We start from the raw sequence: 13055 nt of genomic DNA, 5'->3' as shown, positions 1-13055 counted from the left end.
TGCGGACCCGGCCTTACACGCGACTTGCACGGCTATTGCGCAAGCGCGCAAGGCCGCTTGCAAGGCGTGGCGCGATCGCGCGCTCCCGGAAATCGGGGATCAGTTCGTGGAGGTGAGGTATTCGCGTAGGGCGGCGCGGTCGGGCTTGCCCGGGCCGCGCAGTGGGAGTTCCTGGAGGACGGCGAGTTCGCGGGGGGCGGCGATGGCGTCGAGTTCGGCGACCACGTGTTCGCGGAGTTCTTCCAGGGTCGGGGCCGTCGCACCGGGGGCGGTCACGATGGCGGTGACCACGCGCTGGCCCAGGCGGGCGTCGGGGAGACCGAGGACCACGCATTCGGAGACGGCCGGGTGGGTGATGAGGACGGCCTCGACCACCTGCGGGAGGACCAGCAGGCCGCCGGTCATGATGGCCTCGTCGAGTCGCCCGGTGACCGTCAGCACGCCGTTCTCGAAGCTGCCCGCGTCCTCGGTGCGGAACCAGCCGGGTTCGGCGAAGGCGGGATGGTCGGGTTGGTTGCGGTAGCCGTCGGCGAGCATGGCCCCGCCCAGCAGCACCCGCCCGTTCTCGATGCGAACTTCGGTGCCGTCCAAGGGAATTCCCTCGTAGACGCAGCCGCCGCAGGTCTCGCTCATACCGTAGGTGCGGAACACCGTGATACCCGCGGCGCGAGCGCGCTCCAGCACCGGTTTCGGGGTGGCCGCGCCGCCGATGAGCACCCCGTCCAGCTCGGCCAGCGCCGCGGCGGCGACCGGTTCGTCCAGGGCCTTGATCAATTGGGTCGGCACCAGCGAGGTGTAGCGGCGCGGTCCGCGCATACCGCCGATGGCCGCGGCCAGCCCCTCGGGCAGGAAACCGTCCGAGACATCGAGCACGGCCGGTTCGGTGCCCGCCAGAATGCTGCGCAACAGCACCTGGATGCCCGCGATGTGATGGGTCGGCAGCGCCAGCAACCACTGTCCGGGTCCGCCGAGCCGGTCGTGCGTGGCCTCGCCGCTGGCGCGCAGCGCGGCCGCGGACAGCATGGCCCCCTTGGGGATTCCGGTGGTGCCCGAGGTGGTGACCACCAGCGCCACCGCATCGTCGATCTCCTCGCCGGGGCGCAGACTGCCGCTCAGGCGCTGGGCTTCGCGGCGGTCGGCGGTGGGTACGGGCAGCCATGCGGGGCCGTTGCCCTCGAGGGCTTCCCGCAGGTGCGGCAATACATCGCCTACCGATGCACCGGTGGGCATGGGCAGGGTGCGGAGGGTATTGCTCACGTTCGCGATCGTGTCATGTCGTGGGGTGGCCGTGCACCTGTGGGGTCCGTGGCCCGGGGTAGATGATGGATCGGTCAGTCGGACGTCGGTGTCGCCAGCGGCCATCCACCGGCTGCCAGCCGGGAGGCCACTCGAGCGATATCGTCCTCGCCGGGTTGTTCCTTGGCAACTCGGGAGATGGCGGCCTCGATATCGGCGCGCTCGATCTCACCGGTGGCGACGCGCTCGCTGACGAGCTCCTCCACCACCAGGTGCACCTCGTAATCGGTGAGCCGCCGATGCAGCACCGCGAGCAGCGCCACATAGTCCGATTGCGGAATGCCCTGCGGATACCCGGCTTTGAGCCAGTCCAGGACTTTCTGCAGCACATTCGAGCGCGGCGGGGTGCGAGCCGGATCGGAGTTCGGCTGTTCCGGAGTGGTCACCAGTGTGCCTTTCTCTTCCGTGGCGTCACGCGCCGAGCAGATGGATGCCGAGCCGGGTCGCGAGGAAGCCGCGTGCGATGAAGAGCACACCGACCGCCACCGCGATCATGACCACGGCGAAGCAGAGGGCGGAGATCGCGACCGCCACGGTACGGGTGGAACCGGTCGCGCCGTCGTCGATCCGGGCGCGATAGCGGATGCCGAAGGCGAATATGACCGGCAGTCCGGCCCCGAAGACCAAGGCGGCCAGGGTGACCCGCCACAGATCGCTGATATTGGACAGGAAGGTGTGCACGGCGTCGCTCCTATCCGATTCCATTGCCGACGGTGTCATCGCTGCGCACCGCCGCGGTGTTCCCGGGCGGCGTCGCGGTGTGCTCGGCCTGCCAGTCCGCGTTCACATTGTGCGAATTGACCGGGGTTCGCTTGGAGCGCCGCCAGATCAGCGCGGCCATGGCGATCAGCAGTGCGAAGACCACCAGCACACCGGCGGTGCCGCCGATGCCGTGCAGGATCCCCCAGCAGACCGCGCCGACCACACCGGCCAGCGGCAGGGTCAGCACCCATGCCACCACCATGCGGCCCAGCACACCCCAGCGCACCTCCGCACCGGGTCGTCCGATGCCCGAACCCAGAATGGATCCGGTCACGGTCTGCGTGGTGGACAGCGGCAGGCCGAAGTGCGCCGAGGTGAGAATGATCGCCGCACTGGTGGATTCGGCGGCGAAGCCCTGCGGCGGCGCGATATCGACCAGACCCTTGCCGAGCGTGCGGATGATGCGCCATCCGCCCAGACAGGTGCCGAGCGCGATGGCGACCGCGCAGGAGACGATCACCCACAGCGGCAGCGGATCGCTGGCCTTGGCCGAGCCGTGTGCGATGAGCGCCAGGAAGATGATGCCCATGGTCTTCTGCGCGTCATTGGTGCCGTGCGCGAGGGAGACCAGGGAGGCGGAACCGATCTGGCCCCAGCGGAATCCGTTCTCCACCGTCTTCTCATTGCTGCGGCCGGTGATGCGGTACACGGCCCAGGAGCCCAGCGCCGCGACCAGCGCCGCCACGATGGGTGCGGCCAGCGCCGGAATGATGATCTTGGCGAGCACGCCCTTGCTGCCCGCGGCCCAGATCACCCCGTCCCAGCCCAGCGCGGCGATGGTGGCGCCGATCAGACCGCCGAAGAGCGCGTGCGAGGAACTCGACGGCAAACCCAGCAGCCAGGTGAACAGATTCCACAGAATGCCGCCGACCAGACCCGCGAAAACAATGTCGAGCAGGGCGCGCCCACTCACCTCGGAGAGGTCGACAATGCCCTCGGCCACGGTCGCGGCGACCGCGACGCTGAGGAACGCGCCGACGAGATTGAGCCCGCCGGAGAGAAGTACAGCTGTTCGCGGGGGGAGCGCACCCGTGGCGATAGAGGTGGCCATCGCGTTCGCGGTGTCATGGAATCCGTTGGTGAAGTCGAATACCAGGGCCGTGAGAACAACGATCAGCAGAACGAGCAGTTCGGCAGACACGCGGTCCAGTTTGCGCTACGCCGTTCATATCGCGTTAACCGGTGCCCCCCGACACGCCTCACAGTTACTCCCGTGCTAAGGCTTTCGGGTATCGCGGCGAATCGGATGGTCCGCCGGGATCTGCACCAGCACGATCGGCACGTCATCCGGATCGCGCAACCACATCTCCACCAGACCCCACGGCTCCAGCGTCGGCGTGCGATCGATCACCACACCCGCGAGGGCGAGCTCCGCGGCGGCGTCCGCGCAATCGCGCACCTGTAACCAGATCGCCCCCGCGAAACCCGCCGGACCCTCGCCCCGCCCGTGTCCCGCCACCTCGAGCAACCCCTGTCCCGCGAAGAAGACCGTGCCCCCCGGATACTCCCGGGCAATCGCCAGCCCGAGGGTGTCCCGATAGAACTCCAGCGTCCGCTGATAGTCGACCGGCCGCAGGATCAGGCGACTGCTCAAGATCTCCATATTTTCCGCCCCTCCGCTTCGCTCGGGGCCGGGTCCGCGGCCCCGAAGTCCCGGTTCTTCCCTCCCTCCGGCTCAGTCCAGAACCGGGACGGCCGCGAACCTTCGGGGCCGGTGTGTGAGGTCGGGTTCATGGTGTCAGAAGTAGTACGGGTAGGGAGACCAGTCCGGGTCACGCTTCTGCAGGAACGCATCGCGGCCCTCGACGGCCTCATCGGTCATATAGGCCAGGCGGGTGGCCTCACCGGCGAAGAGCTGCTGACCGACCAGTCCGTCATCGCTGAGATTGAACGCGTACTTGAGCATGCGGATGGCCTGCGGCGATTTGCCGAGAATCTCCGCGGCCCACTCCAGGGCCACATTCTCCAGCTCGTCGTGATCCACGACCGCGTTGACCGCACCCATGAAATGCATCTCCTCGGCGGTGTACGGCCGCCCCAGGAAGAAGATCTCGCGAGCCCGCTTCTGCCCCACCATCTTCGCCAGGTAGGCGCTGCCGTAACCACCGTCGAACGAGCCCACATCGGCATCGGTCTGCTTGAACCGCGCGTGCTCACGACTGGCCAGCGTCAGATCACAGGTGACGTGCAGGCTGTGCCCGCCACCGGCCGCCCACCCGTTGACCAGTGCGATGACCACCTTCGGCATGAATCGGATGAGCCGCTGCACCTCGAGAATGTGCAGCCGTCCCGCCCGCGCCGGATCCACGGTGTCCGCGGTCTCACCCTCGGCGTACTGGTATCCGCTGCGCCCGCGAATCCGCTGATCGCCGCCGGAGCAGAACGCCCAGCCGCCGTCCTTCGGGCTCGGCCCGTTACCGGTGAGCAGCACCGCCCCCACATCGGAGGTCATCCGCGCATGATCGAGCGTCCGATACAGCTCGTCCACGGTATGCGGCCGAAAGGCATTACGAACTTCGGGACGGTCGAACGCGATCCGAACGGTCCCCTGCTCGACATGCCGGTGGTAGGTGATGTCGGTGAGGTCTTCGAATCCAGGGACGGGTTTCCACAGCGCTTCATTGAAGGTCACCCGCTGAACATAGCCGGGCCGATAGGGCGTAACGCAAGGTGACGACTGATTTCGTACCGCCGGGGGCGCCTCCCGGGGTACGCCCGAAACTCGCTGGGTACGTAATCGCGAGCGCGGCGCACGACCGGCGGGCCTCCCCAAGCGGTCGCTTGAAGTCGCGGGGCGGCGGACAGTGCTGGTCGGGCGACCGGGTTAATAACGCGGAATCGAAAGGGTGCCAACTGATTGCGGAGGCTTTACAGTGCAGTTGCTGCCTAGGCAGTCGTAGGGCGTCTGCATCGTGTGCAGGGGGACACCGGTGCGTATAGTTCCATGCGCTCGTTCATCGAAAAACTATCCGGAGGAACCTGAAAGTGGTTGCAGCACTGTCTGAATCCCTGCTCGATGACGCCAAGCGTCCGGCCTTCCTGGCCGACGCCAAAGAGGTTCTGGATGCTGAGGTGTCGGACAAGGGCGGCGCGTCGGGGCTCGCCGTGAAGGGCGGCTACGCCGCGGTGAAGAAGGTCAGCCCGACCATCGTCGGCGATGCACTGGAGTCCTTCATCCCGAAGTTCGTGGCATCGCTCGAGCCGTTCTGGTCCGAGTACCAGGCGTCCGGCGCGGGCTCGTTCGCCGACCTGCTGGTTGCCAAGCAGGACGAGGTCTCCGAGGCGCTGCTCTCGGTCACCGACGAGCGTGCCGCCGCATCCTCGCGTCCCGCGCTGACCAAGGTCTACAACTCCATGCGGTCTTCGGCGAAGAAGCATGTGGCCGAGGCGCTTCCGCGCGTCGGTGCGCTTGTGCAGCGTCACGCTGGTTGATCAAATGACCGGTTCGCGGCCCATCGGGGGCCGCGAACTCGGTTTTCCCAGCGGTTCGTTCAGCCCGCGGTTCGTTCAGCCCGCGGCCTTGCCGACTCGCCAGTAACCGGTGAATGTGATGTCCGCCTTGGGGATTTCGCGGTCCTGCACCAGATGCCGCCGCACCCCGGCCGCCAGTTTCTGCTCGCCCGCGACGAAGCCGTAGACGCCCCCGGCGGGCAGCTCCGCGCGTCGCACCGCATCGGTGACCAGTGCGCCCGTCGGGGCCCGCGGATCGGTGCGGACCAGCCAATGCACCCGCACGCCTTCGGGTTCACCGAGTTCCTGCTTGTCCTCGGCATGCGAGATCTCCAGGTACGCCGCGCCTTCGAGTCCGCGCGGGGCGGAGCGCAGAATGCCCGCGATACCGGGCAGTGCGCTCTCGTCACCCACCAGCAGCGACCATTCGGTGTGCTCCGGGGCCTGATAGGTGATGCCTTCGTCCAGGAGGCCCACCTTGTCGCCGGGCGTCGCGCCGGAGGCCCAGGCCGAGGCCGGGCTGTCGTCGCCGTGCGAATAGAAGTCGATATCGAGTTCGGCGGTGCTGCCGAATTCGCCGAAGCCCGCGGCGCGGTAGTCGCGCACCGTGTAATTGCGCACCAGCGGGCGGTGCTCCTTGCCCATCATGAGGTACTGCGCGTACCAGCCCAGGCTGCTGGCGGAGGTGGGAAGTTTCAGGCTGCCGTCGCGGCCCGGCATGAAGAGCCGGAACCACTGGTCGAATCCCATGGCGGTGAAGCCCGCCAATCCCTCCCCGCCCAAGGTGACGCGCACGAAATTCGGGCTGATCCGCTTGCTCGCCAGGACCTGCGCGGTGAGGATCTCCCGATGTTCGGGCTTGACGTATTTGGGTCGCTTCGACATGGGCTTAGGTTAGCAAAGCCTAAGTTCAACAACCAGGTGTGAGCGGGCTGACGAAGCGCGGAAAACGACTGTCTGAGAGGCTGGGAGGGTGAACCCTTCGACAGCACAGGCGCACGTCGTCGTCGACGAACTCGCGCGCGGCGGTGTGCGAGACGTGGTCCTGTGCCCGGGATCGCGAAATGCCCCGCTGGCCTTCGCATTACAGGCCGCCGACGCCGCCGGGCGCATCCGCCTGCATATGCGAATAGACGAACGCAGCGCCGGATTCCTGGCCATCGGCCTCACCGCGTCCAGCGGCAGACCCGTTCCGGTGGTGATGACCTCCGGAACCGCGGTCGCCAATCTGGGTCCCGCGGTGCTCGAGGCCAATTACGCCCGTATGCCGCTCATCGTGCTCAGCGCCAACCGGCCGTACGAGATGCTCGGCAGCGGGGCCAATCAGACCGTCGAACAGCTCGGACTCTTCGGCAGTCAGGTGCGCGCGACCATCAGCCTCGGACTCGCCGAGATCGAGATCGGCGAAGACCTCTACCCCAGGCAGAACAGTCTGTGGCGGTCGGCGGTCTGCCGCGTGCTGGCCGCCGCGCGCGGCACCCGCTCCGGCAATGCCGGACCCGTGCACTTCGACATCCCGCTGCGTGAACCGCTCGTCCCGGATATGGCCCTGGGCGATCCGCTGCCGCTGGGCCGCGCCGACGATCGGCCTTGGACCGCAACGCAATACGCGACCCTGGACGTACCGCTCGATATCGACCTGAGCCCGGATACGGTGGTCATCTCCGGTCACGGCGCGGGCCACCGCCCCGAACTCGCCACCCTGCCGACGGTCGCCGAGCCCACCGCGCCCATGCACGGGCCGCCGCTGCATCCGCTGGCGCTGGGCCTGCTGAAACCGAAGCAGGCCATCATCACCGGCCGTCCGACCCTGCACCGCCAGGTCTCCAATGTGCTGGCCGATCCCGAGGTGACCGTGTACGCGCTCACCACCGGGCCGCGCTGGCCCGATGTCTCGGGCAATGTCGTGGGCACCGGCACCCGTGCGGTCACCTATGGCGCGCCGCGAGCGCAGTGGCTGGAGCAATGCAGGGAACTGAACGAGAAGGCGGTGGCGGTGGTCCGGGCTGAACTGGCCGGACATCCGAAACCGACTGGCCTGCATGTTGCCGCCGTGGTGATGGACGCGCTGCACGAGGGTGATCAGCTGCTGCTCGGCGCGTCCAATCCGGTGCGCGATTCGGCCCTGGTCTCCTCTCCACGCCCCGGCATCCGGGTGCTGTCCAACCGCGGCGTGGCCGGTATCGACGGCACCGTCTCGGCGGCGGTCGGCGCGGCGCTGACACATCCGGGACGCACCGTCGCCCTGATGGGCGATCTGACATTCCTGCACGATGCGTCCGGACTGCTCGTCGGCCCGGGTGAACCGCGCCCCGAGGACCTGACCATCGTGGTGGCCAATGACGACGGCGGCGGCATCTTCGAACTGCTGGAACAGGGCGACCCGCAGTACGCGGGTGTCTTCGAACGCGTCTTCGGCACCCCGCACGGTATGGACCTGGCGGCGCTGTGCGCCGCCTACCGGGTGCCGCACCGCCAGCTGGACCCCGCGCAATTGGCCCGGGCGCTCACCGAAAACGCCCACGGCATAAGGGTTCTGGAGGTGGCCACGGAACGCTCCAGCCTCCGGGAACTGCATGCCACGGTGCGCGCGGGTATCGCCGGCTGAGCGCTATCCGGCGTCGGGTTCGTAATCGTCGTCCTGTGGAACGGGGATGGACTGCTCGATGAGATCACCCTCGTCGGCCTGCCATCCGCTGTCCCCGGCGGTGAGCGGGGTGATGTCGGAATCCGCTTCCAGGAGCGTCTCCGCCAGTACGTCCCGGTCGGGATAGGCGTCCGCGTCCGGATACGCGGCGTCGTCCGGAAATGCCGCGGTGTGCTGTTCGAGGTAATCCGCCTCGGGCACACCGTCGATACGTTCTGTCATGGAATGCTCCTCTCCTCCTCATCGGCGCTGCCGGGTGAAGTCGGGCACTACCGAGGATGCTCCGTTGCACCGGAGTCGGCAACCTGATCGGCCAACCGGGTGTGCAGGCGGTCGCGTACCTGGTCGGGGGTGTAGGCGCGACGTTTGCGTTCGGATCGGACGATCACCACACCGGTCGCCGCGACACCCGCGGCACCGGCCAAACCGAGTATCTTCCACAGGCGCATGCGCCTAGGCTAGTCGCCGTGCCACACGACGCGCCCGCGAATATCGGCCTGGACGCCGCGGTCGAACTGACTCGCACCGGGGATCTGTGGCTCTTCCGCGGGCATTCGGGGGCCGATCGCGCGATTCGCGGATTGACCAACAGTCCGGTGAATCATGTTGGCATGGCGGTGGTTATCGACGATCTGCCGGCGCTCATGTGGCATGCCGAACTCGGGCGGGCACTGCCGGACGTCTGGTCCGGCAATCATCATCGCGGCGCGCAGTTGCATGATCTGCGCGCGGCCGTGCTGCGCTGGCACGGGGAGTACGGGCAGCGGGGCTGGCTGCGGCAGTTGGATCGGCCGGTCACACCCGAGATGGAGGATGCGGTGCTGCGCACCGTGGCCCGGCTCGACGGTATGCCCTTCCCCTCCACCGGCGCGCTGGCCGGTCGATGGCTGCGCGGGCGGGTGCCGCTGCCGAAGGCGCGGCGCGAATCCGAGCAGGCCGGACTGGAGAACGCGTACTGCGCGGAAATTGTCGCCATGACCTATCAGGCCATGGGATTGCTGCCGGAAAAGCGGCCGAATTGGTATGACCCGGGCCGTTTTTGGAGCGGTGACAAACTGCGATTGGAGCAGGGGTATCACCTCGGCGGAGAAATTACCGTGGAGATTCCCACCGCCGCTTCCTAGCGTCGGCCGCCCCGCCCTGAACAGGGGTTATGGCATACCCCGTGGCATATGGCTAACCTCGTGATCGGGACAATAGCGGCACTTACCGATCTTGCGGGATGGGTCTGATTGCCGTGCCTGTCACCGATTTGGATCTGTTTTGGATTCGAAAGGCACCGCACGACAACTGGTTTGGGAGTTCTTGTGGGAATGGGATCGCGTACAGCGCCGGAAGCAGCCGTTCAACCGACACCCGATACACCCCATGGCGGATCCACCCCCTGGTACGAGGGCTCGCTGTGGTGGGACGCCAAATCCGTCCTGGTCACCCGCGCCGTCGGCCCGGGCACCATAGCCACCACCCCCCACCTGGTAGTTCCCGCGGAATTCGGCCGCCTGGCCTTCCTGCTCTCCTCCTACGGCGCGGAGGCCCAGCAGCTCGCCGACGACGGCCGGGTGGTGATCCAGTCGGGCGATTGGCGCGGCCGTCCCGCGCTCGGCTCCCGCCAGCACTACGGCATCGCCCGCGTCATCGGCGATGCCCAGTTGGCCGCCCGCATGCGGGAGGGCATGCGCATCAAATACGGCGCTCGAACCACCCTGGCCCGCATGGCGCATCGCTTCGCCAACGGCTCGGTTCCCTACGGCGATCTCGTCGCGCTGGTGGAGCTGCTTCCGCATCAGCCCCTGATGCTGACCCGCTGAGCGGTTCGGACTTCACCCGCCGTCGAGCGGGCCCTTGTCGGCGGGGTGCTCCACCAGGGCCAGGACGCGACTCGAAATGAAACGAGCTGTTCGGACATTGGTGCCGGTGCGGGTCACCTCGCTGACTTCCACCACCCCGCGGGCGATACGGACTTCGACTCGTCGACCGGCTCGGCCGGCTGTCACTTCGTAATTTCGGGAACCGTCGCCGGTATCGACGACAATCTCCACGCGATCACCTTTCATCTATCGATTCTACCGGCCTTGTATAACGAAAACGCCTGTCTGAGCAGCGATTACGGCTGATTCGACGGCCGCGGCGACGGTGTTCTCGTCCAGCGGCGCGGCGCTGGTGAGGATGCGGTAGTAGAGCGGGGCGGAGACCGCGGACAGGACGGCGCGGGGGTCGGTGTCGGGTGGGACTTCGCCTCGGGCGCGGGCGGATTCGATACAGGCGGACCATTCGGCCAGCCGGGTGTCGTAGAAGGCGTGCAGGGCGGAGGCGGTGCCGGCGTCGGTGGTGGCGGCGGCGATCAGGGCGCGGAACAGCGGGCCTTGACGCGGGTCGGTGAGGGTTTTTGCCACCAGATCGGCATTGGCGCGCAGGTCACCGCGCAGCGAGCCGGTATCACTGTGCGGCAGTGAGGTTTCCGCCATATCGACGAGCAGGTCGGCGACCAGTCCGGCGGGGGTGCGCCAGCGGCGGTAGACCGTGGTCTTGCCGACCTCCGCGCGGGCGGCCACCTCGCTCAGATCCAGGTGCGCGAAGCCGCGTTCGGCCAGCAGATCCCCGGCGGCGCGCAGCACCGCATCGCGGATGCGGGCGGTGCGCCCGCCGGGGCGGATCGAGCCGGGGGCGGTGGTGTCCGGCGTCATAATGGGCCTCCAGTTCCATTTAAGTTCTCGGGAGTGTAGCGTCTGCGATGTTAATGAAACTGTAGTTCCGTTAGGAGTAGGGCAATGGAGTACCGTCGACTCGGCGCATCAGGTCTGCTGGTTCCGGCTTTGAGCTTCGGCGCGGGTACCTTCGGTGGGCGCGGGGAACTGTTCAGCGCCTGGGGCGATACCGATGCGCGGCAGGCCCGCCGGCTGGTGGACATCAGTCTGGAATCGGGCGTCACCATGTTCGACACCGCCGACGTCTACTCCGACGGCGCCTCGGAACAGGTGCTGGGCGAGGCGATTCGGGGCCGGCGCGAGGAACTGCTCATCTCCACCAAGGCCGCCCTGCCCACCGGTCCCGGACCCTCTGACGCGGGCTCGGGTCGCGCGCGGCTGATCCGGGCGGTGGAGGGTTCGCTGACCCGGCTCGGCACCGATCGCATCGATCTGTTCCAACTGCACGCCTTCGATGCCGGTACCCCCGTGGAGGAAACCCTTGCGGCACTGGACGATCTGGTGCGCGCGGGCAAGATCCGCTACGTCGGCGCGTCGAACTTCGCGGGCTGGCAGCTCATGAAATCCCTTGCGGCGGCGGACCGATACGGATTCCCGCGCTATGTCGCACACCAGGTCTACTACTCCCTGGTGGGCCGGGATTACGAGTGGGAGCTCATGCCGCTCGGCATCGATCAGGGCGTCGGCGCGGTGGTGTGGAGCCCGCTCGGCTGGGGTCGGCTGACCGGCAGAATCCGTCGCGGACAACCCCTTCCGGCGGGCAGCCGACTGCATCGGACGGCCGAGGCGGGACCGCCGGTGGATGAGCAGAAGCTCTACGACGTGGTCGACGTGCTGGACGAGTTGGCCGCCGAGACCGGCCGCACCGTCCCGCAGATCGCGCTGAACTGGCTGCTCACCCGGCCCTCGGTGGCGACGGTCATCGTCGGCGCGCGCAATGAGGAGCAACTGCGGCAGAACCTCGGCGCGGTCGGCTGGAGCCTGGACGCCGAGCAGATCGCTCGCTTGGACAAGGCGAGTGCGGTGACCCCGCCGTACCCCTACTACCCGTACTACCGGCTCCCGGATTTCGCGCGCCTGAATCCGCCCGCCGTCTAGGGCGCGGAGTACAGCCCCGCCGCCAGCACCGGCCATGACGTCTTCAGGTCCTCCTGCCAATAACCCCACGAATGTGTGCCGGTGGGGCGGTAATTGAAGGTGGCGGGAATGCCGAGCGAATCCAGCTTCTGCTGCAGGGTGAGGGTGGACAACTCCACATTCGCCTCGATGAATCCGCCGAGCGCCACTACCTTCGGGGTCTCGGCGGGCTGCTCCATCCGGAATTTGCCGCCCGGAATATCCCAGATTCCGGGTATTCCGGTGCCGGAGGAGATGAAAAGATGGATACCGCGCAGCTTTTCGGCATTCAGCGTGGGGTCATTGGCGGCCCACAGCGGATCGTTCTCCGGCCCCCACATATTCGTGACATCGCCGCCGCCGTACAACTCGGTGACCGCCCGCACCGCCGCGCGGGCGATCGGGGTGGTGGTCTGATAGAGACCGCTGTACGAGGCGGCGCTGCGGTACATGCCGGGATGCGAGATGGCGGTATTCAGAATCGGCAGACCGGCCATGGAGATACCGGCAATGGCATTGACCCGATTGGTATTCAGCGCCGCGTCGATGAGCGGCGGCAGCTCATCGGCCAGATAGGTGCCCCACTTGTTCACGCCCAGCGCCGGATCGGGCTTGACCCAATCGGTGTACCAGGCGAACGCGCCGCCGACGATCCGTACCACATTGATGTTCTTGTCGGAGAGGAAATCCAGTGCGTCCGTGCGCAATTGCCAGGTGGCATCGTCGACGCCACCGCCCGCGCCATTGAGCAGGTACAGCGTGGGCCGGGGTGCGGAGGTGTCCGCGGGGCGCAGCACATCCACCGGGAAGGTCTGGTTCATGGCCGCCGAGAAGACGGTCAAGCGCACATTCCGGGCGTCCTTGATCTCGACGCTCTTGATAGAGGAACCGTCGGGCGCTGTCGCCGCGGTGCTCACCGTGTCGACCGAGGGGGCGTCCGCCACCGCGGGATATCCGATCGTGCCGATCGATACGGTGGCCGCCAAGGCCGCCAATGCGATGCGCCCGGTGATTCGTAGGTTCAAGACCCGCCCCTCCATGGAAAATATACGTTTCACATGGTAGGGGCGGCGGCCGCG

Annotated in this window: 17 protein-coding genes; 5 read left to right on the top strand and 12 right to left on the bottom strand. The window is 67.4% G+C overall.

Translation table 11 applies throughout. The features are described from left to right. Positions 1–99 precede the first annotated feature (99 nt). From menE to NA10_RS11475, 6 genes are all read right to left on the bottom strand, one after another. Positions 100–1230: an o-succinylbenzoate--CoA ligase gene (gene menE, locus NA10_RS11500; RefSeq protein ID WP_067567117.1), complete on the bottom strand. Its 1131-nt coding sequence runs from the start codon at positions 1228–1230 to the stop codon at positions 100–102. 101 nt (positions 1231–1331) lie between these two features. Next, entirely contained in the window at positions 1332–1682 is a 351-nt protein-coding gene (locus tag NA10_RS11495; RefSeq protein WP_067567029.1) for a DUF3349 domain-containing protein, read from the bottom strand. 25 nt (positions 1683–1707) lie between these two features. Continuing rightward, the gene (locus NA10_RS11490; protein WP_067567027.1) at positions 1708–2001 is read right to left on the bottom strand and encodes a hypothetical protein; all 294 of its coding nucleotides are present in this window, start codon (positions 1999–2001) and stop codon (positions 1708–1710) included. Next, positions 1988–3199, bottom strand: coding sequence for an inorganic phosphate transporter (locus NA10_RS11485; RefSeq protein WP_084514534.1), 1212 nt, complete (start codon positions 3197–3199; stop codon positions 1988–1990). The genes NA10_RS11490 and NA10_RS11485 overlap by 14 nt, the downstream gene beginning before the upstream one ends. Positions 3200–3274: 75 nt before the next feature. Next, the gene (locus tag NA10_RS11480) at positions 3275–3661 is read right to left on the bottom strand and encodes a VOC family protein (RefSeq protein WP_067567025.1); all 387 of its coding nucleotides are present in this window, start codon (positions 3659–3661) and stop codon (positions 3275–3277) included. Positions 3662–3796: 135 nt separating this feature from the next. Next, positions 3797–4690 (bottom strand): 1,4-dihydroxy-2-naphthoyl-CoA synthase, encoded by an 894-nt coding sequence (locus NA10_RS11475; protein WP_067567023.1) that lies wholly within the window; start codon positions 4688–4690, stop codon positions 3797–3799. Between the two features lie 353 nt (positions 4691–5043). Between NA10_RS11475 and NA10_RS11470 the strand changes: the two genes are divergently transcribed. Then, complete coding sequence (locus NA10_RS11470; protein ID WP_067567021.1) at positions 5044–5490, top strand: DUF6918 family protein; 447 nt, start codon at positions 5044–5046, stop codon at positions 5488–5490. 75 nt (positions 5491–5565) lie between these two features. Here the strand turns inward: NA10_RS11470 and NA10_RS11465 are convergent, their stop codons facing one another. Next, on the bottom strand, positions 5566–6393 hold the full coding sequence (locus NA10_RS11465) for a siderophore-interacting protein (protein WP_067567019.1): 828 nt from the start codon (positions 6391–6393) through the stop codon (positions 5566–5568). Positions 6394–6481: 88 nt separating this feature from the next. Here NA10_RS11465 and menD point away from each other — a divergent pair, with 88 nt between their 5' ends. Beyond that, positions 6482–8116 (top strand): 2-succinyl-5-enolpyruvyl-6-hydroxy-3-cyclohexene-1-carboxylic-acid synthase, encoded by a 1635-nt coding sequence (gene menD / locus NA10_RS11460; protein ID WP_067567017.1) that lies wholly within the window; start codon positions 6482–6484, stop codon positions 8114–8116. Between the two features lie 3 nt (positions 8117–8119). Here menD and NA10_RS11455 read toward each other — a convergent pair whose 3' ends face one another. Beyond that, positions 8120–8377: an Rv3202a family protein gene (locus tag NA10_RS11455; protein ID WP_067567015.1), complete on the bottom strand. Its 258-nt coding sequence runs from the start codon at positions 8375–8377 to the stop codon at positions 8120–8122. Between the two features lie 47 nt (positions 8378–8424). After that, positions 8425–8604: a hypothetical protein gene (locus NA10_RS11450; protein ID WP_067567013.1), complete on the bottom strand. Its 180-nt coding sequence runs from the start codon at positions 8602–8604 to the stop codon at positions 8425–8427. An 18-nt stretch (positions 8605–8622) separates the two neighbouring features. On the opposite strand from NA10_RS11450, the gene NA10_RS11445 reads away from it, so the two are divergent. Together NA10_RS11445 and NA10_RS11440 are read left to right on the top strand one after the other, a co-directional pair. Next, a complete protein-coding gene (locus NA10_RS11445) occupies positions 8623–9279 on the top strand; it encodes a hypothetical protein (RefSeq protein WP_174562502.1) in 657 nt (218 codons plus the stop codon). Between the two features lie 189 nt (positions 9280–9468). After that, positions 9469–9963: a hypothetical protein gene (locus NA10_RS11440; RefSeq protein ID WP_157556377.1), complete on the top strand. Its 495-nt coding sequence runs from the start codon at positions 9469–9471 to the stop codon at positions 9961–9963. A 12-nt stretch (positions 9964–9975) separates the two neighbouring features. Here the strand turns inward: NA10_RS11440 and NA10_RS11435 are convergent, their stop codons facing one another. Both NA10_RS11435 and NA10_RS11430 read right to left on the bottom strand, forming a co-directional pair. Continuing rightward, positions 9976–10209, bottom strand: a complete 234-nt coding sequence (locus NA10_RS11435; RefSeq protein WP_067567009.1) for a DUF8836 family protein — start codon at positions 10207–10209, stop codon at positions 9976–9978. Positions 10210–10218: 9 nt separating this feature from the next. Continuing rightward, entirely contained in the window at positions 10219–10839 is a 621-nt protein-coding gene (locus NA10_RS11430) for a TetR/AcrR family transcriptional regulator (RefSeq protein WP_067567007.1), read from the bottom strand. Between the two features lie 84 nt (positions 10840–10923). On the opposite strand from NA10_RS11430, the gene NA10_RS11425 reads away from it, so the two are divergent. Then, on the top strand, positions 10924–11958 hold the full coding sequence (locus NA10_RS11425) for an aldo/keto reductase (RefSeq protein WP_067567005.1): 1035 nt from the start codon (positions 10924–10926) through the stop codon (positions 11956–11958). Here the strand turns inward: NA10_RS11425 and NA10_RS11420 are convergent. After that, entirely contained in the window at positions 11955–13016 is a 1062-nt protein-coding gene (locus tag NA10_RS11420; protein ID WP_084514540.1) for an alpha/beta hydrolase, read from the bottom strand. The two genes, NA10_RS11425 and NA10_RS11420, sit on opposite strands and share 4 nt — an antisense overlap. Positions 13017–13055: the final 39 nt, after the last annotated feature.

This window comes from Nocardia acidivorans NBRC 108247 (assembly GCF_001625085.1).
GTDB lineage: Bacteria > Actinomycetota > Actinomycetes > Mycobacteriales > Mycobacteriaceae > Nocardia > Nocardia acidivorans.
This window is presented reverse-complemented; position numbering and strand designations above follow the sequence as displayed.